Consider the following 16,949-nt stretch of genomic DNA (forward strand, 5'->3'; position numbering starts at 1 on the left):
GTGCCCGTTGGCTGTGCCCGGAATCAAACGCTTTCCGTATCTCTTTTCTACGCCGATACCCATGGGTAGGCCAGGGACCTGCCCGAATGTGTTACGGGTGGGGCCCGGTGGGTCAGATGAGGGTGTCGGCGATCTCCGTGAACCGGTCGGCGCCGATCACCACGGCCGCACCGTAGTGCTTCAGCCAGGACCGGACACCGTCGGGCGTACCGGTCGCGAAGGCGTACGCGCTGCCGACGTATTCGGGCTCGCGCTCCAGGTGGCCGAGGTCGACCGGGATGAGCCCCCGGATGTCGAAACCGCTGCTGATCAGGGTCGCCCGGGCCGCCGCGCGGGCCACGATCCCGTCGGCTGCCTCGAAGGCGCGCAGGGCCAGCAGTTCGCCGTGCACGACGGCCGCCCGGACGATCGGGTCGCCGGCGCCGGACACGATCAGCTCGGCGAGCGCGTCGAGGCGGGCGCCGACCACCGGATCGGCGACCGGCCGCCCCAGCCGTTCCGCCGGCAGTACGCCCGACGCCGCGATCGTGTGCAGCCGGGCGAGCACCTGGCGGGGCGCTTTCGTCCACTTCTCCGCCAGCGTCGGCAGTTCCTGGGCGACCCGCAGGCTGCCCTGTACGACGGGATCGAGGACCGTCCCGGCACGGACGTCGCTCTCGGCGTACACGTGGCTGGAAAGCGCGGCGCTGGCGACCGCGGACCGCAGGCTGACCTCGGCGGCCGCCGGACCGCCCGAGCGTCGCAGCGCACGGTGGCGCAGCGCGGCGTCGACGGCCTCGCGCGCCTGCGTGAGCGCGGGCGAAACATCGGGTAGATCCAGCAATGGGGCAAGCACGTCGGTCACGCAGCGAGAATACCCAGGCGGCGGCTGAGGTTCGGAGTCCGAAATAGGTAACAACCCTAACTACTCAGGCCGGTCATCGGCACGTAACATGCGACGTGCGGCCTGCATCACCAAGACCCAATCTCTCAGGGAGGCGCCAGGCATGAGCGAAACACTGGAGAACCTGCTCTCCGAGGACCGGCGGTTCCCACCGCCCGCCGACATCGCCGCGAACGCGAACGTGACCGCCGACGCGTACGCCGAGGCCGCCGGGGACCGGCTGGAGTTCTGGGCGAAGCAGGCCCGCCGCCTCGACTGGTTCAAGGAATGGGACCAGATCCTCGACTGGTCGAACCCCCCGTTCGCGAAGTGGTTCGTCGGCGGCCAGCTGAACATCGCCTACAACTGCCTCGACCGGCACATCGCCGCGGGCCGGGGTGACAAGGTCGCCATCCACTGGGAGGGCGAGCCCGGCGACACCCGCACCATCACGTACGCCGACCTGCACGCCGAGGTCTGCCGCGCCGCCAACACGCTGACCGACCTCGGCGTCGTCGCCGGTGACCGGGTCGCGATCTACCTGCCCATGATCCCCGAGGCCGCGGTGGCGATGCTCGCCTGCGCCCGGATCGGCGCCACGCACTCGGTCGTCTTCGGCGGCTTCAGCAAGGACGCGCTGGGCGGCCGGATCCAGGACGCCAGCGCCAAGCTCGTCATCACGGCCGACGGCGGCTACCGGCGGGGTGCGCCGAGCGCCCTCAAGCCGACCGTCGACGAGGCGGTCGCCGAGTGCCCGACGATCGAGAAGGTGCTCGTCGTCCGGCGTACCGGCCAGGACGTGGCGTGGGACCCCGAGCGGGACGTCTGGTGGCACGAGAGCGTCGCGACCGCCTCCGCCGAGCACGAGGCCCAGCCGTTCGACAGCGAGCACCCGCTGTTCATCCTCTACACCTCGGGCACGACCGCCAAGCCGAAGGGCATCCTGCACACCACCGGCGGCTACCTGACCCAGGCGTCGTACACGCACCACGCCGTCTTCGACCTCAAGCCCGAGACCGACGTCTACTGGTGCACGGCCGACATCGGCTGGGTCACCGGGCACTCCTACATCGTCTACGGGCCGCTCTCCAACGGCGCGACCCAGGTGATGTACGAGGGCACGCCGGACACCCCGCACCGCGGCCGGTTCTGGGAGATCGTGCAGAAGTACGGCGTCACGATCCTCTACACCGCGCCGACCGCGATCCGTACCTTCGCCAAGTGGGGCGACGACATCCCGGCCCAGTTCGACCTGTCCTCGCTGCGCATCCTGGGCAGCGTCGGCGAGCCGATCAACCCCGAGGCGTGGATGTGGTACCGCAAGCACATCGGCGGTGACCGCTGCCCGGTCATCGACACGTGGTGGCAGACCGAGACCGGCGCGATCATGATCTCCCCCCTGCCCGGCGTCACCGACTGCAAGCCCGGCTCGGCCATGGGCCCGCTGCCCGGCATCTCGGCCGACGTGGTCAACAACGACGGCGAGGTCGTCGGCAACGGGGGCGGCGGCTTCCTGGTGCTGCGTGAGCCGTGGCCGTCGATGCTGCGTACGGTGTGGGGCGACGACCAGCGCTTCATCGACACGTACTGGTCCCGCTTCAGCGAGCAGGGCTACTACTTCGCCGGCGACGGTGCCAAGAAGGACAACGACGGCGCGCTCTGGCTGCTCGGCCGGGTCGACGACGTCATGCTCGTCAGCGGCCACAACATCTCGACCACCGAGGTGGAGTCGGCGCTCGTGTCGCACCCGTCGGTCGCCGAGTCCGCGGTCGTCGGCGCGTCCGACCCGACCACCGGCCAGGCCGTCGTCGCGTTCGTCATCCTCAAGGGCGGCCTCGACGCCAGCGAGGCGGAGCTGAAGGACCACGTCGCCAAGACGCTCGGCCCGATCTGCAAGCCGCGCCAGATCCAGTTCGTCGCCGAGCTGCCCAAGACCCGGTCGGGCAAGATCATGCGCCGCCTGCTCAAGGACATCGCCGAGAAGCGGTCCCTGGGCGACGTCACCACGCTGCAGGACTCCTCCGTCATGCAGCTGATCGCCGACGGCATGGCGACGGCGTCCAGCGAAGACTGATCCTCCACCCGCGACAAGCGAAAGGCCCCCGTCCGGCGTACCGGGCGGGGGCCTTCCTATGTCCGCGAGATCAGTTGTTGACCTGCAGGATCATGAGGTTCAGCGCGGAGACCTGCGCGAGTACGCGGATCTTCGTGCCGTGGCCCGCGACGTACGTCGAACCCCAGGGGTTCGCCGCCGAGTAGTACGCGGCCGGGTTGGTGTCGTCGAACACCGGGATGCCCGCCGACGACGGAACGGTCACGCCCACCCCGTTGCGGTGGAACGTCACCGACTGGGTCGGCGTCAGGCCGAAGGTGGCGTCGAACGGCTGACGACGATTGCCGAGCTTCACACCGTCCGGGAAGACGACCGGCGTCGGCCGGGCGTCGACCGGGAGCGCGAGGCCGTGGCCGGGCGTCGACTTCGTGTTGTTGTTGTCGTAGCCGAGGTCGACGTACCAGACGAGCAGGCCCGGCTGGTAGGAGAACTTCTCGACCCGCTTCGGCTGCGTGTTGTTGAAGCCGTAGTTGTACGGACCCGACTGCAGCGCCTTGTCGTAGCCGGTGAAGGTACGGTTCTCGGCGATGTAGTAGTGGTGCTCCTGCTCGGACAGGCTGCCGCCCATCCGGGTGAAGCCCGACGCCGTCCAGGCTCCGGTACCCGACTCGACGTCGTCGCTCCAGGCAGCGGCACCGTCCTTGACGAGCGAGATGTCGTCGAGGAAGGCACCGGCGTAGTGGACGCCGCCGTCGGTCGTGTAGTGGTACCGGAACTTGACCGTCGAACCGGCGTACGCCGACAGGTCGTAGCTCAGCGTCGTCCAGTCGGACTCGCCGGCCGTGTCGCCGAGCCGGGTCCAGGTGGCTCCGCCGTCGGTCGAGACCTCGCCGTACAGGTGGTCACAGTCGCAGTCCTCGATGTTGTACCACGCCTTGGCCGTCAGCGACGCCGTGGTGGCGCCGGTGAGGTCGAGGTCGCGGGTCAACGTGGTGCTGAGGTTGTCGGCCGAGCCGCCCCACCACTCGTAGCTACCGGAGGCAGGGGTGTTGAAGTTCGTGACCTTCGTGTAGTCCGGCAGGTTGACGATCACCGCCTGCGACAGCGGGCCGGCGGCGTCACCGGCCGCACCCAGGGTGACGATCTTCTTCTTACCCGGGTCGACCACGGTGTAGTCGAGCCAGCCGAGGTAGAGCTTCTCCCACGGTCCGGAGTAGACCGGCTCCGAGCCGATGCTCGGCTGCCCGGCCTTGCTCATCCACGAGCCCGCGGACATGAGCGTCCAGAAACCGGTGCCGTTGTCGCCGTTGTTGGTGTCGTACATGTCCGGCAGACCGAGGTCGTGGTGGTACTCGTGCGTGAACACGCCGAGACCGCCGTTCTCCGGCTCGGTGGTGTAGTCGGCGATCCAGATGCCGCTGCTGCCGATCTGGGTGCCGCCCTGGCCACCGGGGCCGTTCGTGCCGCCCTGGAACGCCTTCCAGCGGTGCGACCAGATCGCGTCGCTGCCCTGGGCGCCGCCGCCGGCCTCCTCGCCTTCACCGGCGTGGATGACCTGGAAGTGGTCGACGTAGCCGTCCGGCTCGTTGAAGTTGCCGTCGCCGTCGATGTCGTAGCGATCCCAGACGTCGAACTTCGCCAGGTAGGCCTGGATGTCCGCCGCCGACTTGCCGGCCGCGAGCTGGCTGTTGTACCAGGCGTTGGCCGCGTCCTGCACGAGGAACCAGGTGCGCACATCGCCGGGCTGGGTACCCCAGTCCTCGTTGCTGCCGTAGTGGGCCTCGTTGTACGGCACCTTGACCCACTGGGTCACGTCGCCGGTCACCGAGTACTTGTTGCCCGACTCGGAGGCGAAGAAGTCCGCCATCGAGTCCGACTTACCGGTGACCAGGTTCTGGTAGTAGGACTGGTTGAAGTCCGACTGCCAGATGGTCGAGTTGTCGTACGCCGCGCCGCTGTTGGGGTCGCGGTTCGGGGCCGCGATCTGGTTGTGCACCGGACCGCTGGTACCGCCCGCGGTGGCGTCGACCTGGTCGCCGAACTCGGCGAGGATCGTGAAGATCGGGTCGACCTTCGCCGGCTTCGACTTCAGCTCGATCCAGCGGCTCTTGTAGCGGACGACCTCCGAACCGTTGCGCTGGATCGGGGTGAGCTTGCCGGCCAGAACCTGCTGGATGGCTTCCTTCCGCAGCGCCGACTGCTTCTCGGCGTCGGGGTTCGGCAGATTGTCCGGCCGGCTCACGTTCGCCGACTCCGGCTGCGCCACCAGGCTCGCCGTGCCCGACGATGCCTGCGCACCCGGCGCGCCGAGGAAACCGGCGGCCAGTACTACCGACGCGAAACCGGCTGAACCGGCCAATACACGCCTACGCAAAGGGTCCTCCCTCCCTTGTGGACCAGCCGAGGCGCCGTCCGATCGGGAGTGCAGCCTCGGCACACGTGGTGCCGAGGCTGCCATACGACTCGCCGTAGGTGAATAGGTGAGTGAGAAGAAATTTCCTGTTAACGACCCGACCTGGTCAGATGCGGTTTCCAGCCGCTCAGGAGAAGGGTGTGTATAGGGTTCCGGTCCCACCCTCGCAGGGTGGCCCGGGGATCAGCCGGAGCGACCGTTCATCCAGATCCATCACCGTCGTCCAGATCGTCTCGGACCGGTCCAGCTCCGCGTCCCGCAGGTCCAGGTGCCGGCAGACCGCGACCGGCTCGCTGTGGTGGTCCGTCAACGCGCCGAGCAGCTCCTTCTCCCCGATCCGGGGGTACGCGTCCAGCAGCCGGCGTACGCGGGCGGAACGGAACAGCGACGAGCCGCCCCAGTCCTTGATGGTGTCGTAGACGGGCAGCCCGGTCTCGAAGTGGTTGGCGTGCACCAGCAGGCCGTCGGCCGGATGCAGCCAGCCGGCGTCGCCGGGGACCAGTTCCAGGTCGATGACCTCGCCACCGTCCGGATGCGACTGGCCGATGAGCAGGTTGATCGAGGCCGACCGGGGTGCCCGGACCGCGTTGCGCAGCGCCCAGGACAGCGAGTCCGCCTCCAGCACCGAGCGCAGCAGCACGTGGTAGGGCACGCCGCCGGGGCGGCCGTCGCGGTCGCTGCCGAGCAGGTTCACGCAGACGCCGAGGCCCTTGTTGTTGAGCCCGGACTTGGCCAGCATGCCGGCCTCGGTCAGCACCGCGACCTCGTGACCGCGCTCGTCCCGCGTGATCAGGACCAGGGTGTACGGGCGCTGCTCCGGGTGCCAGTCCCAGTTCTGGGCCAGCATCGTGTGCCCGGTGTCGGTACGCCCGTCCAGCACCCCGACGACCGTGCACTCACCGGTCGGCTCCGCGCCGCCGGGCGTACCGCAGGCGGGGGTGCCGTAGAGGAGTTCGGAGCGGGCGTTGACCGCGTAGATCAGGGCGGGCTCGACCCCGGCCCCGGCTGCGACGCCGGCCAGCATCTCGGCGAGCCGGGGGAAGTGGGCCACGGTCGTCTCGATGTATGCGCGCCCCTCCCTGATCACGGCCTCCCGGTCGAGCCCGACGGCGAGCCGGAAGCGGAGGAGGTATGCCTCGATGTTGGCCCGGATCAGGTCCGCGGCCTGTACGCCGTACGCGTGGCCCATCTCGGTCGGGGTGCCCGACACGTCGACGACGAAGGGTGCCGTGGGGGTGGTCATGCGCCCGACCCTAACTGTAAGGACCGGCGGGCCACCACTGTGATTGCCCGTTTTCGAGGTCGTTGGGCGGTTCTGTCGGCCAGACTAGGCCCATGACAAGTCAGCGGCGGCTGCGCAAGCGCGCGTACCGGCTCCGGCATGTGGCCGCCGCGAGCGAGGTGGTGCGCTTTCTGCGTACCGAGCAGATCGGGGGGATCCTGCTGCTCGTGGCGGCCGCCAGCGCGCTCGTCATCGCGAACACCCCGCTGGCCGGGGCGTACGAGCGGCTGTCGGAGTTCGAGATCGGGCCGAAGGCGCTGCACCTGCACCTCAGCCTGGAAGACTGGGCGGCCGACGGCCTGCTGACGGTGTTCTTCCTGGTCGCCGGCCTGGAGCTCAAGCGCGAACTGGTCGTCGGCGAACTGCGCCACGTACGGCAGGCGCTACTGCCGATCTTCGCGGCGATCGGCGGCATGATCGTGCCCGCGGCCCTCTGCGCGATCGTGGCCCTCGGCGCGCCGGGCGGGGCCGACGTCTGGGCGGTGCCGGTCGCCACCGACATCGCCTTCGCGCTGGCCGTGCTCGCCATCGCCGGCTCGGGATTCCCGCCCAGCCTGCGGGTGTTCCTGCTGACCCTGGCCATTGTGGACGATCTCGGCGCCATCCTCCTGATCGCGGTCCTCTTCACGGCGTCGGTCGTCTGGGCGGCCCTGCTGGGTTCGGTCGCCTGCGTGGCCGCGTACGCCGTCCTGCAGCAGCTGCGCTTCCGGGGCTGGTGGCTGTACCTGCCGCTGGGCGTGGCCGCCTGGGCCCTCATGCACGCCTCGGGGGTCCACGCGACCATCGCCGGCGTGGCTCTCGGGCTCGCCACCCGCGTACGCCGGGATCACGGCGAGGCCCAGTCCCCGGCCGCCTGGCTGGAACACACCCTCCAGCCGATCTCGGCCGGGGTGTGCGTACCGCTGTTCGCGTTCTTCGCGGCCGGCATCCCGATCAGCGCGGGCGCGCTCGGGCAGCTGTTCACCGATCGGGCGGCGCTCGGCGTACTCGTCGGGCTGGTGGTGGGAAAGACCCTCGGCGTGCTGGGCGGATCCGCGCTGGCCGTACGCCTGCGCCTGGCCCGCCTGCCGGGCGACCTGGGCTGGCGCGACCTGACCGCGGTGGCCCTGCTGACCGGCTGCGGATTCACGGTCAGCCTGCTCATCGCGGAGCTGGCCTTCGGCGAGGGCGAGCAGCGCGACCGGATCAAGATGGCCGTGCTGGCGGGGTCGCTCGTGGCCGCGCTGCTCGGTGCGGCGGGCCTGCGCCGGCGCCGGCAGGCCCGCACCTAGACTGTGCACCCCACGCCGTCGCCGCATCCAGGGCGGGCGTACCGAGGGAAGGTTAAGCTTCGCATCGTGAGGACCGATCAGCGGCGGCCGTCGACGCAGGATGACGCGCGGGCCGACGAGGCGTGCGTCCTCGTCGAGGGGCCATGGACGCACCGGTTCGTGCATGCGAACGGCTCGCGCTTCCATGTCGTCGAGGCCGGGGCCGGCCCACTCATCCTGCTGCTCCACGGCTTCCCGGAGTTCTGGTGGGCCTGGCACGAGCAGCTGCCCGCGCTCGCCGACGCGGGCTACCGGGCGGTCGCGGTCGACCTGCGCGGCTACGGCGCCACCGACAAGCCGCCCCGCGGCTACGACGGCTTCACGCTCGCCGCCGACGTCACGGGCCTCATCCGCGCCCTCGGCGAACGGGACGCGGTCCTGGTCGGGGCAGGTGCGGGCGGTCTGATCGCCTGGACCGCCGCGGCCTTCCACCCGAAGATGGTTCGCCGGCTGGTCGTACTCGGCGCCGCGCATCCGCTGCGCTTACGCTCCGCCATCCTCACCGACCCGCGCGGCCAGACCGCGGCGTCGCTGCAGCTCCTGCGCTTCCAGATCCCCCGCTACGAGCACCAGCTCACCCGGGACGGGGCCGCCGGCATCGGCGCGCTCCTCGACCGCTGGGCCGGGCCCACCTTCGCCTCCACACCGGCGTACGCGGCGGTCCGCGGCCGGTACCAGGAGGCGATGCGCATCCCGCAGGCGATGTTCTGCGCGCTGGAGGCGTACCGGTGGGCGTTCCGGTCGGTCCTGCGCTGGCACGGCTACCGGTTCATCCGCAAGCTGCGCGAGCCCATCGTCACGCCGACCCTCCAGCTGCACGGCAGCCTCGACAAGGCGTCCCTGCCGTCGACCGCCCAGGGCTCGGGCCGCTACGTGGTCGCCGAGTACGAGTGGCGAATGCTGGAGGGTTTGGGGCATTTCGCCCACCTCGAAGCGCCCGAGCTCATCACCGGCGAGATCCTGCGCTGGGCGAAGTCCTGACCGGGGTCAGACCCGGACCTCGCGGAGATCGGTGACATCCGCGGCCGGCGCCCACCCCTGGTAGACCCCGTAGTCGAACTCCTCCAGGCCGAGGTCGCGGGCGATCGGGGCCTTGCCGCCGGTGTACTCCACCCGCAGCCACTTCTCGTGCTGGCCGAGCACGATGAAGGGCTCACCGCGCCAGGTGCACGCCGTACGCACGTAGCAGAGGTCGTCGACCTGCGCGATGGGCAGGAGCCGGACGAACCGGCCGGGGCGGATCTCCTCGAAGCCGTCGGCCGCGTCGGGCAGGTAGATGCGCACGTCGTCGCCGTCGGGGCTGGCCTCGTACTCCATCCCCCGCCAGCGGGCCACATAGCCGTCGCGCATCTCAGCCCTCCTCGATGACTTCGCCCTCGACGGTGCCGTCCACGTCCTCGGCGACGGGCTGCTGCTCCTCGCCGGCCGGCGGGGTCTCGGCGGAGCTCTGCGGGTACTTGCCGACCTTGAGCCAGCGCGGGCCGTCCGCGTCGAGCACGGCGACGATCTCCTCGACGCCGTCGGCGCCCAGGCGCAGCAGCCGGGCACCGTGCGGCAGCCGGGCGCTGTCCACCTTGAACTCGGCGATGACCGTGCTCGACTCGCCCGGGGCGAAGCCGTTGCCGCGGAACGGCGGGCGCTCGATGACCCAGCCCTCCATGGCCTTCATCGCCTGCTCGTTCTGCCCGCCGTAGGGGATGCGGTAGAGGCTCGGCCGGTACGCCGACCAGCGCAGGATGTAGATCTCGTCGGCGTCCTCCTCGAACGGCGTGCCGTCCCAGGTGAGGCCGAGCGCCGTACGCAGCTGGTCGGGGGTCTTGAGCTGGCCGACCTCATGGGCCCGGTGCACGAAGCCGGACACCCGGTCGTAGCCGCGCTCCAGGTAGAAGCCGATCTGGCTGGGCGAGATCGGCTTCTGCATCACGGTCGGCGGGGCCGCCTTCGGCGAGACCGCCGGCACCGAGGAGCGGATCTCCGAGGTCTCCTCGCTCGACAGTCCCATCCGGCCGGCCCAGTTCGCGAGCATCACGACCTGGTCGCCGGGCAGGGTCGCGCCGACCGGCGTACCGGGGTTGACAGCGAACGACCACGTCTCGTCCGGCCAGGCGCTGATGAGCTGGATGAACCGCACGCGTACGCACTGCCCGGCCTGGCCGCCGGCCCGGTCGGCGGAGGTGTAGACGACCACGTACGGCTGGCCGTCGATGATCTGCGTCTGCCAGCCGAAGTTCGAGTCGGCCGGCCGCAGCACGGAGCGCGCGCTCGGCGGCACCGGCACGAGGACCTGGGCCAGCAGCAGCGTGGAGAGGAAGTTGTCGGTGTCGCCGAACTCGGCCGCCTCGAACAGCTGCCGCTCGACCTCGTTGGCCGGGGTGAACGAGTCGGCGTGGCGGCCGCCGGCGGGGCGCGCGGCCGACTCCAGCTCCAGCAGTGGCTGGCCGTCCCGGGCGGCCGTGCGTCCGTTCGCCGGTTCGGCGGCCGGCGGGCGCTGGTCACGGCGCGTATCCGCCGGAGCCGTCCCGCCGTACGCCGGTCGGGACGGCGCTGCCTGCGACTGCGCGTACGCCTGGTAGTGCTCGCCGCGCTGGGCTCCGGTGTAGCGGGCCGGGTCGGGGCGCTCGGCGGGCTGAGCCGGCCGCTGCGGCGCTTCCACGCCCGCCTGCGCCCGGGTCAGGGCTTCGAGCCGCTCGGCGCGCGAGCGGGGGTTCCGGCCGTTGGCCGGGGGGATCGGGGTGGTGGGGGCCATCGGCGGGGCGGGCACCGCCGGTGCCGGCGGCGCGACGGGCGGGACCGGCGGCGCCTGCGCGCGCAGCGCGTTGTTGCGGGCCTGGGCGGCGAGCTGGGCGACGAACCAGGACGGCAGGTAGCCCTCGATCGGCAGGCCGGGATTGACCGCGAGCCACCATTCGTGGTTCGGCCACTGCTCGGCGAGCCGCAGGTACGGGATCCGGCGGGCGCTGCCGGCGTTCTGGGCCAGGCAGGCCTGCATGGCCTGCGGCGACGTGAAGGCCAGGACGTGCGTGCGGTGGTCGGTCGTCCAGGTCCCCCAGCCGCTCGGCGATGCGCCGCCGCCCGCAGCATCCGGTGAAACCGGGAGAACCAACTCCATTTGCGACAAGATATGGAAATATCGGTCCTGGTCACCGCTGCGCAGCGCATCACGCAGAGCGACCTCTGCCTGCGTGCTCGGCTGCCACTCAGCCAACGCTTCCTCCCACGGTTCCGGACCGCTACCGCGTAGCTACCCGTGCCTATACAACCTAACAAGCCGGGGCCCCGCAGCGGCATAGACGCCGCCAGTTCGAGATGCGCATAGCACGCTCGTCGGCCACTCGGATAGCATCGGCCCGCCGGACGGTCGGAAGTCAGCGGGAGGCGATCGATGAGGTTGCGCGCGGCGATCACCCTGTCAGCCCTGGCCGCGGCCCTGGTGGCGCTGCCCGCCACGCCCGCGTCCGCCAACTGCGGCACGCTGCGGCCGGGCGACCCGGGCAAGTACCAGCTGCCGAAAGACGACGCGGGCAATTTCGTGCTCGCGCGGTTCGGTCTCGACCAGCTGCCGCCGCGGGTCGACGGGAGCGGGGTCACCGTCGCCGTCCTCGACTCCGGTGTCGACAAGTCGCACCCCGCGCTGGCCGACCGCGTCCTCGGGACTGGCCGCGACTTCCTGGAAGCGCACGACAGCACCCACGGCACCGAGGACTGCCGCGGGCACGGCACGGCCGTGGCCAGCCTGATCGCCGGCAACCCGCACGCGGGCTTCCGCGGTATCGCGCCCGGCGCGTCGATCCTGCCGATCCGGGTCAACGAGGCCGAGGAGAACGAGAGCGACAACCAGGGCGTGCGGCCCACCAGCGATCAGAAGATCGCCGACGCCATCGAGTACGCGGTCAGCCACGGCGCGGACGTCATCAACATCTCGTTCGCTTACACGGGGAAGGACGCGGACCCGGATCAGCACCAGGTGTTCGCCGCGGCCCTGCGGGACGCGATCGCCAAGGACGTCGTGGTCGTGGCCGCCACCGGCAACACGAAGGGCGCCTCGGACAGCTTCCCGGCCAACCAGCCGGGCGTGATCGGCGTCAGCGCGGTCACCGCGAAGGGCGTGACCTGGCCCAACTCCACCGTGGGCAGTTTCGTGGACATCTCCGCGCCGGGTGAGGCGGTTCCGGGTGCCTGGGCCAACGGCGTGTACGCGGAGCTCAACGGCACGAGTTTCGCCGCGCCGATCGTGTCCGGCACCGTGGCGCTGCTCAAGCAGTTGCACCCGAACTGGCACAACGACCAGTTCATCGCGCAGCTCGCGGCGAGTGCCGACCCGTCTCCGGGCGGCAAGGGTTCGAAGATCTACGGTGCGGGCGTCGTCGACCCGGTACGCGCCTGCTCGGTGCTGCAGGCGGCCGGGCAGGCGTACGTGGCGCCGGCGATTCCGCTGAGCCACGACGATCCCGCTTCGATCGCCGCCGCCCGGGACGCCTCGGTACGCCATGAGCACGCTCTCTGGCTCGCCCTCGGTGTCGCGGCCGTGACGGTGATCATCCTGTTCAGCTCGGCCATCATCGCCAACGGATCCCGCCGGCGGTGGCACGTCGCCGAGTGACCGCGTACGCGGAGTCCGGCACGGACACTCGCCGCCGGCCTCTGTGGACGAGTTGTCTGCACCACTATGGACGGTTACGGGCCGGCCACAGAGTGACAGCGAAAGAGGGCAGGACCGTGATGGTCCCGCCCTCTTCTTCGTTCGCGGACGGCCACGCCGTCCCATCACCGAGCCGAGCTCAGTGGTGGAACATGCCGGTGTTCTTGTTCTCCGTGGCGTGGTAGTGGTCCAGCGACTCTTCCAGCGCGCCCTTGATCTGGCTCAGCATCTGGGAGAGGTCGTTCGCAGCGGAGCGCCACTGGCGCTGCCGCGCCTGGTAGGCCTCCTGCGCGTCGCCGGCCCAGGTCGCAACCAGCTTGGCCGCGTCACCCTCGAGCGTGTCCAGCGAGCCGTTGAGCTTGCCGATGGCGGTGCCGATGTCGGCGCCCGCCTGCTGCATCGAGGCGAAATTAACGACAAGGCTGTCGTCGGACATGTCTTAACCTCCCCAGGTCAGAGCGGAAGCGTAACGCCGCCGCCGTGGATGGACCCCATCTTGCTGGAGGCGTCGGAGTCCGTGGCCGTGTAGTTCTTGCCCGACTCCCGGATGGCCTGGGCGGTCGTCAGCAGCGCCCGTCCAAGCTTGTCCTGGTCCTCCGACCAGCGCTCCTTGACCTGCTGGAAAGACCGGCCGCCGGCACCCTTCCAGGCCGACTGCAGCACCTCGAGCTGTCCGAGCAGCGTCTTCAGCATCGACTGCAGCTCGCCGTTGACGCTCTCGAACTTGCCCGCCGTCGTCTCCATGAACGCGGCTTGGGCCTGCGTCTCAGCCATGTGTCACCCCGCTTCCTCAATCTGTTTCGGGTCCCCACCGTCGACCATTCTGTCCGATCGACGCACTGTGAGAGACGGTAGCCGCGTTGGACAACCGTCGCCACCCCCTGTGGATAACTCCATCAATCCGCGAGATCCGGTCAGCCGAGCGTCATCGCGGCGCCGGCGTCCGTGCGGTTCAGCTGCGGTCCTTGCGGCAGAAGGGCCACGAGGCTCACCGGCATCCGCGTACGGTCCACGCCGGCGTAGCCGAGGGCGCCCATCGCGGCATCGTCGGCGATCGGGAACTGCTGGCCCACATCGGTCACGATGCTGACGACACCGCTGGACGTCTTCGCGAACGTGTAGCCCTCGACCAGCACACCGCCGCCGGACTGCACGACGACGTAGTCGGCGATCGGCGTACCGCGGGAGCTCTTGCCGGCGGTACGCAGCACGCCGGTCACATCCGGCACCGGAACTCCATATCGGACGGTCGAGAAGCCGTTCTCGTTGGACGCCGTGGCGCACAGGCCGCCGTCGCCCTCGTCGGTCGGTGTGAGCTTCACCGCCGGGGGCGCGTCGTCCCCCTGCGGGATCAGTTCGGTGCTCGGGTTGCCGGTGATCTGGTTGGCGTTGGCCGGCTCCACGCGCGGCGCGAGCAGGCTCGCCTGGACCTGGGTGATCTCCTTCAGCCCGGTGGACGTCGCGACGAAGAACCGGTCGCCCGAGGAGCTGCGGTTGCGCAGCACCTGGCCCACCTTGTAGCCGCTGACCGGGGACTGGGTGCCGACCTCGCCGACCGGCGGCGCCTGGATCGGCTCGCCGGACTCGAAGGCGTTGAGGAACGCGCGGTCGACCACCGGCAGCTTGGTCGGCTCCAGCGCGAAGCCGATGGCGACGAGCGTGTCCTTGTTGACGTTCTTGATGAGGAACTTCCGCTGGCGCCACAGCAGCCACGCGTCCGCGCTCCCCGGCACGGTCACCACGAGCCCGGTGTCGTCCTTGAGGGCGGTGCCGCCCTTGGAGACGCCGAGCATGTCGCCGACGACCAGCAGCGTACGGCGGCCGCCCTCCTCGGGGGCCGCGTCCTGTCCGGCGGGGATGTCGCAGACCGTCCACGCGCCGGTGACGAGCTTGTCCGCGGCCGGGATCGAGTCGGGCGCGTCGGCGATGCCGACCAGGGCGCCCCGCGGCACCTTCGCCAGCGAGTTCGAACTCACCTTCACGATGTTGCGGGTGGAGCCGCCGGCGAACAGCAGGGCCGAGGCGAGATTCCGCGTCGGGTGCAGCACGTTGTCCTGATAGACGAAGTGCGCGCCGGACTCGTCCTGCAGGACCGCTCCGGTCTGCGTCTTCCAGGAGTCGGTGGCGCCGCCGGTGAACAACGCGTACACGCCGAAGCCGGCGATCAGCACGACACCCACCATCAGGCTCGCGAAGCCCGCGACCGTCACCCGCCGGAACGGCGACTGGGTCGGATCCGTCTCGCGCAAGACGAGCGCCGAGACCACGCGTTGGACCGAGAACTGGTACGACTGCAGCTGATCCTGCCTCGACGGCATCGTCGCCTCCCCAAGTGACGGCCCGTGGCTCCCCAAGTGAGACACCCGCCGCCTAGGATAGGCGGCCGGAGGAACGTACCGCCGACCCCCTTCGCGGCGCCGGCGGCCGCCCGGCCCCACCCCAGGCCCCCGGTACCCGGCCGGCCTGGCGGCGGAGCCCGTCCAGGGGGAGGCAACGCCGCATGACGACCGGCGCCACGTACAGATCGAGGTCCTCGGCGGCCATCCAGTCACCGACGTCCACCCAGCCGACGGTCGCACCGTCGGTCCGCCGCCGCAATCCGAACCGCATCCACAGTGGTCAGATCGTGGCGACCGAGCTCGCCGTCGCCCTGCTCCTGCTCGGCACGATCTGGGGCATCATGGCGGTGCTCGGCCTCGCCGTCGCCGCGGCCGCGCTCATCATCACCGCCTGGGCCCGCATCCGCGGCCGCTGGCTGTTCCAGTGGATCCGCGTCTGGCTGAGCTACGGCACCCACCGGCGTACGCTGGCCGCCGGCTCGGACTCGCAGGCGCTGCTGCAGCTCGTCCGGCCGAACGCGGCGATCGACGAGATGGAGGTCGAGGGGCTGCCCTGCGCGGTCATCGCCGACGGGGAGGGGCTGACCGCCATTCTCGAACTCGGCGACGACACGCTGCTGCCGGGCGGCCTGATCACGATCCCGTCGCCGGCCGCCCTGCTTCCGCCGCCCGCGCCGAACACGCCGCGGTTCCGCCTCCAGTTGGTCTACTCCGCCGTCCCCGCCGACGGGCCGGGTGCGCCGGTGCAGGCGTACCGGCAGCTGACCGAGGGGCGGCTGGCCGCCTCCGAACGCGTCGTCCTCGCGGTACGCGTACCGGCCGCCGAAGGCTGGGAGGAGAACGACCTGCGCCGGGCGCTCGGCGGGGCGATCCGGAAGGTCCGGCGGAAGCTCGACACCATTCCCAGCCGCATCCTCGACGGCGAGTCCGCCCTGCGTACGCTGCAGGAACTGGCCGCGCACGACGGCGCGCACCCGATCCGTGAGGCGTGGTCGGGCGTGAGCGTCGGCGGCCTGGCGCAGGCGACGTTCCGGCTGCGGCGCTGGCCCGACCCGCGCTCGGAGGCCGGCCGCGAACTGCTCACCCGCCTGCTGGCCATCCCGGCGCGGGCGGTGACCGTCAGCCTGACCGTCGGGCCGTGGACCGCGCCGGACGGCAGCGAGATGCGCAGCGACCTGGTGGTACGCCTCATCGCCGCCGACGCGGCCGCGCTCAACACCGCGACGGGGGCGATGCAGCGGGTGCTGAGCGCGGAGAAGGCGGCCGCCATCCGGCTCGACGGCGAACACCTCGACGGCCTCGAAGCGACCCTGCCGCTGGGCGGGTCCGCGCCGGCCCTGATGCCGACCGAGACCGAGCACGGCCAGCCGCGGGATGCCGCTCCGCTGGCGGCGCTGCGCGTACCCCTGGGGGCAGCCGGCCTGATGGTCGGCCCGAACCGGCGGCGCGAGCCGGTCACGGTGCGGTTCTTCCGTCCCCGGGCCACGCGGGCGATGCTCGTCGGCGGCGTACCGTCGGCGCAGCTGATCGCGTTGCGCTCGCTCGCCCTGGGCGCGCGGGTCATGGTGCAGACCGCCCGGCCGCCGGCGTGGGAGCGGTTCTTCCGCAATCTCGGCGGTCCCAACGACTCGCTGGCCATCGTGCCGCCGGGAGCACCGCTCGCGGTGCCGCCGGCGACGCAGCTGCGCCCGCTGCTGATGATCGTGGACGTGGGCGCGGTCGGTGCGGACCGGACGCCGGGCCACCCGTGGCAGACCACGCTCGTCCTGCGCGAGGAGCTGTCCCCTGTGGACATCGATGCGCTCGGGCACGCGGATCTGGCTCTGCTGCAGCCGACCACGCCCGACGCGGCCGCGCTCGCGGTCTCGGTGCTGGGCCTGTCCGACAGCCAGCGGGAGGCGCTGAGCAGGCCGGTCGCCGGCCTGGTCGGCGTCGTGCACCGCCGGTCGGTCCGGTGGGCGTCGCTCGGCACCGCCCCGCTGGAACAGCAACTCCTCGCCTGATCACCAGGCTTTCGCGGTCGCGTGGCACCGGGTGTCACGCGACCGCTG

General features: G+C 70.9%; 13 protein-coding genes. 5 read left to right on the forward strand and 8 right to left on the reverse strand.

Going from position 1 to position 16,949, the window contains the following annotated elements:
* Nucleotides 1-112: 112 nt before the first annotated feature.
* Nucleotides 113-844, reverse strand: a complete 732-nt coding sequence (locus G401_RS0106720) for a Fic family protein (protein ID WP_027341893.1) — start codon at nucleotides 842-844, stop codon at nucleotides 113-115.
* 142 nt (nucleotides 845-986) lie between these two features.
* Between G401_RS0106720 and acs the strand changes: the two genes are divergently transcribed.
* On the forward strand, nucleotides 987-2,936 hold the full coding sequence (acs, locus tag G401_RS0106725; protein ID WP_027341894.1) for an acetate--CoA ligase: 1,950 nt from the start codon (nucleotides 987-989) through the stop codon (nucleotides 2,934-2,936).
* Between the two features lie 70 nt (nucleotides 2,937-3,006).
* Here acs and G401_RS0106730 read toward each other — a convergent pair whose 3' ends face one another.
* Nucleotides 3,007-5,289 carry an immune inhibitor A domain-containing protein gene (locus G401_RS0106730; protein ID WP_027341895.1) on the reverse strand — a complete coding sequence of 761 codons (2,283 nt, stop codon included), beginning with the start codon at nucleotides 5,287-5,289 and terminating at the stop codon, nucleotides 3,007-3,009.
* Nucleotides 5,290-5,455: 166 nt separating this feature from the next.
* A complete protein-coding gene (locus tag G401_RS43990) occupies nucleotides 5,456-6,571 on the reverse strand; it encodes a C45 family autoproteolytic acyltransferase/hydolase (protein WP_051366288.1) in 1,116 nt (371 codons plus the stop codon).
* Between the two features lie 92 nt (nucleotides 6,572-6,663).
* Here G401_RS43990 and nhaA point away from each other — a divergent pair, with 92 nt between their 5' ends.
* A complete protein-coding gene (gene nhaA, locus G401_RS0106740) occupies nucleotides 6,664-7,881 on the forward strand; it encodes a Na+/H+ antiporter NhaA (RefSeq protein WP_027341896.1) in 1,218 nt (405 codons plus the stop codon).
* Between the two features lie 66 nt (nucleotides 7,882-7,947).
* Nucleotides 7,948-8,901: an alpha/beta fold hydrolase gene (locus tag G401_RS0106745; RefSeq protein WP_051366290.1), complete on the forward strand. Its 954-nt coding sequence runs from the start codon at nucleotides 7,948-7,950 to the stop codon at nucleotides 8,899-8,901.
* A 6-nt stretch (nucleotides 8,902-8,907) separates the two neighbouring features.
* Here G401_RS0106745 and G401_RS0106750 read toward each other — a convergent pair whose 3' ends face one another.
* The gene (locus G401_RS0106750; RefSeq protein ID WP_027341898.1) at nucleotides 8,908-9,270 is read right to left on the reverse strand and encodes a hypothetical protein; all 363 of its coding nucleotides are present in this window, start codon (nucleotides 9,268-9,270) and stop codon (nucleotides 8,908-8,910) included.
* A 1-nt stretch (nucleotide 9,271) separates the two neighbouring features.
* Nucleotides 9,272-11,029, reverse strand: coding sequence for an SseB family protein (locus G401_RS43995; protein WP_051366291.1), 1,758 nt, complete (start codon nucleotides 11,027-11,029; stop codon nucleotides 9,272-9,274).
* A 273-nt stretch (nucleotides 11,030-11,302) separates the two neighbouring features.
* Here G401_RS43995 and G401_RS0106760 point away from each other — a divergent pair, with 273 nt between their 5' ends.
* Nucleotides 11,303-12,520 carry a S8 family serine peptidase gene (locus tag G401_RS0106760; protein WP_027341899.1) on the forward strand — a complete coding sequence of 406 codons (1,218 nt, stop codon included), beginning with the start codon at nucleotides 11,303-11,305 and terminating at the stop codon, nucleotides 12,518-12,520.
* A 178-nt stretch (nucleotides 12,521-12,698) separates the two neighbouring features.
* On the opposite strand, the gene G401_RS0106765 is transcribed toward G401_RS0106760, so the two are convergent.
* From G401_RS0106765 to eccB, 3 genes are all read right to left on the reverse strand, one after another.
* Nucleotides 12,699-12,995, reverse strand: a complete 297-nt coding sequence (locus G401_RS0106765; protein ID WP_027341900.1) for a WXG100 family type VII secretion target — start codon at nucleotides 12,993-12,995, stop codon at nucleotides 12,699-12,701.
* Nucleotides 12,996-13,012: 17 nt separating this feature from the next.
* Nucleotides 13,013-13,333, reverse strand: coding sequence for a WXG100 family type VII secretion target (locus tag G401_RS0106770; protein ID WP_027341901.1), 321 nt, complete (start codon nucleotides 13,331-13,333; stop codon nucleotides 13,013-13,015).
* Nucleotides 13,334-13,473: 140 nt separating this feature from the next.
* Complete coding sequence (eccB, locus tag G401_RS0106775; protein ID WP_027341902.1) at nucleotides 13,474-14,877, reverse strand: type VII secretion protein EccB; 1,404 nt, start codon at nucleotides 14,875-14,877, stop codon at nucleotides 13,474-13,476.
* Between the two features lie 182 nt (nucleotides 14,878-15,059).
* Here eccB and eccE point away from each other — a divergent pair, with 182 nt between their 5' ends.
* Nucleotides 15,060-16,901: a type VII secretion protein EccE gene (gene eccE, locus G401_RS44000; protein ID WP_034590889.1), complete on the forward strand. Its 1,842-nt coding sequence runs from the start codon at nucleotides 15,060-15,062 to the stop codon at nucleotides 16,899-16,901.
* The last annotated feature ends 48 nt before the right edge of the window (nucleotides 16,902-16,949 follow it).

This window comes from Hamadaea tsunoensis DSM 44101, from assembly GCF_000428945.1.
In the GTDB taxonomy this organism is placed as follows: domain Bacteria; phylum Actinomycetota; class Actinomycetes; order Mycobacteriales; family Micromonosporaceae; genus Hamadaea; species Hamadaea tsunoensis.

What these genes read in the sequence shown, in the direction of transcription:
- G401_RS0106765 (WP_027341900.1), bottom strand. Translation starts at nt 12,995, where the DNA reads ATGTCCGACGACAGCCTTGTCGTTAATTTCGCCTCGATGCAGCAGGCG.
- G401_RS0106770 (WP_027341901.1), bottom strand. Translation starts at nt 13,333, where the DNA reads ATGGCTGAGACGCAGGCCCAAGCCGCGTTCATGGAGACGACGGCGGGC.
- G401_RS0106750 (WP_027341898.1), bottom strand. Translation starts at nt 9,270, where the DNA reads ATGCGCGACGGCTATGTGGCCCGCTGGCGGGGGATGGAGTACGAGGCC.
- G401_RS43990 (WP_051366288.1), bottom strand. Translation starts at nt 6,571, where the DNA reads ATGACCACCCCCACGGCACCCTTCGTCGTCGACGTGTCGGGCACCCCG.
- G401_RS43995 (WP_051366291.1), bottom strand. Translation starts at nt 11,029, where the DNA reads ATGGAGTTGGTTCTCCCGGTTTCACCGGATGCTGCGGGCGGCGGCGCA.
- eccE (WP_034590889.1), top strand. Translation starts at nt 15,060, where the DNA reads ATGACGACCGGCGCCACGTACAGATCGAGGTCCTCGGCGGCCATCCAG.
- nhaA (WP_027341896.1), top strand. Translation starts at nt 6,664, where the DNA reads ATGACAAGTCAGCGGCGGCTGCGCAAGCGCGCGTACCGGCTCCGGCAT.
- eccB (WP_027341902.1), bottom strand. Translation starts at nt 14,877, where the DNA reads ATGCCGTCGAGGCAGGATCAGCTGCAGTCGTACCAGTTCTCGGTCCAA.
- G401_RS0106760 (WP_027341899.1), top strand. Translation starts at nt 11,303, where the DNA reads ATGAGGTTGCGCGCGGCGATCACCCTGTCAGCCCTGGCCGCGGCCCTG.
- acs (WP_027341894.1), top strand. Translation starts at nt 987, where the DNA reads ATGAGCGAAACACTGGAGAACCTGCTCTCCGAGGACCGGCGGTTCCCA.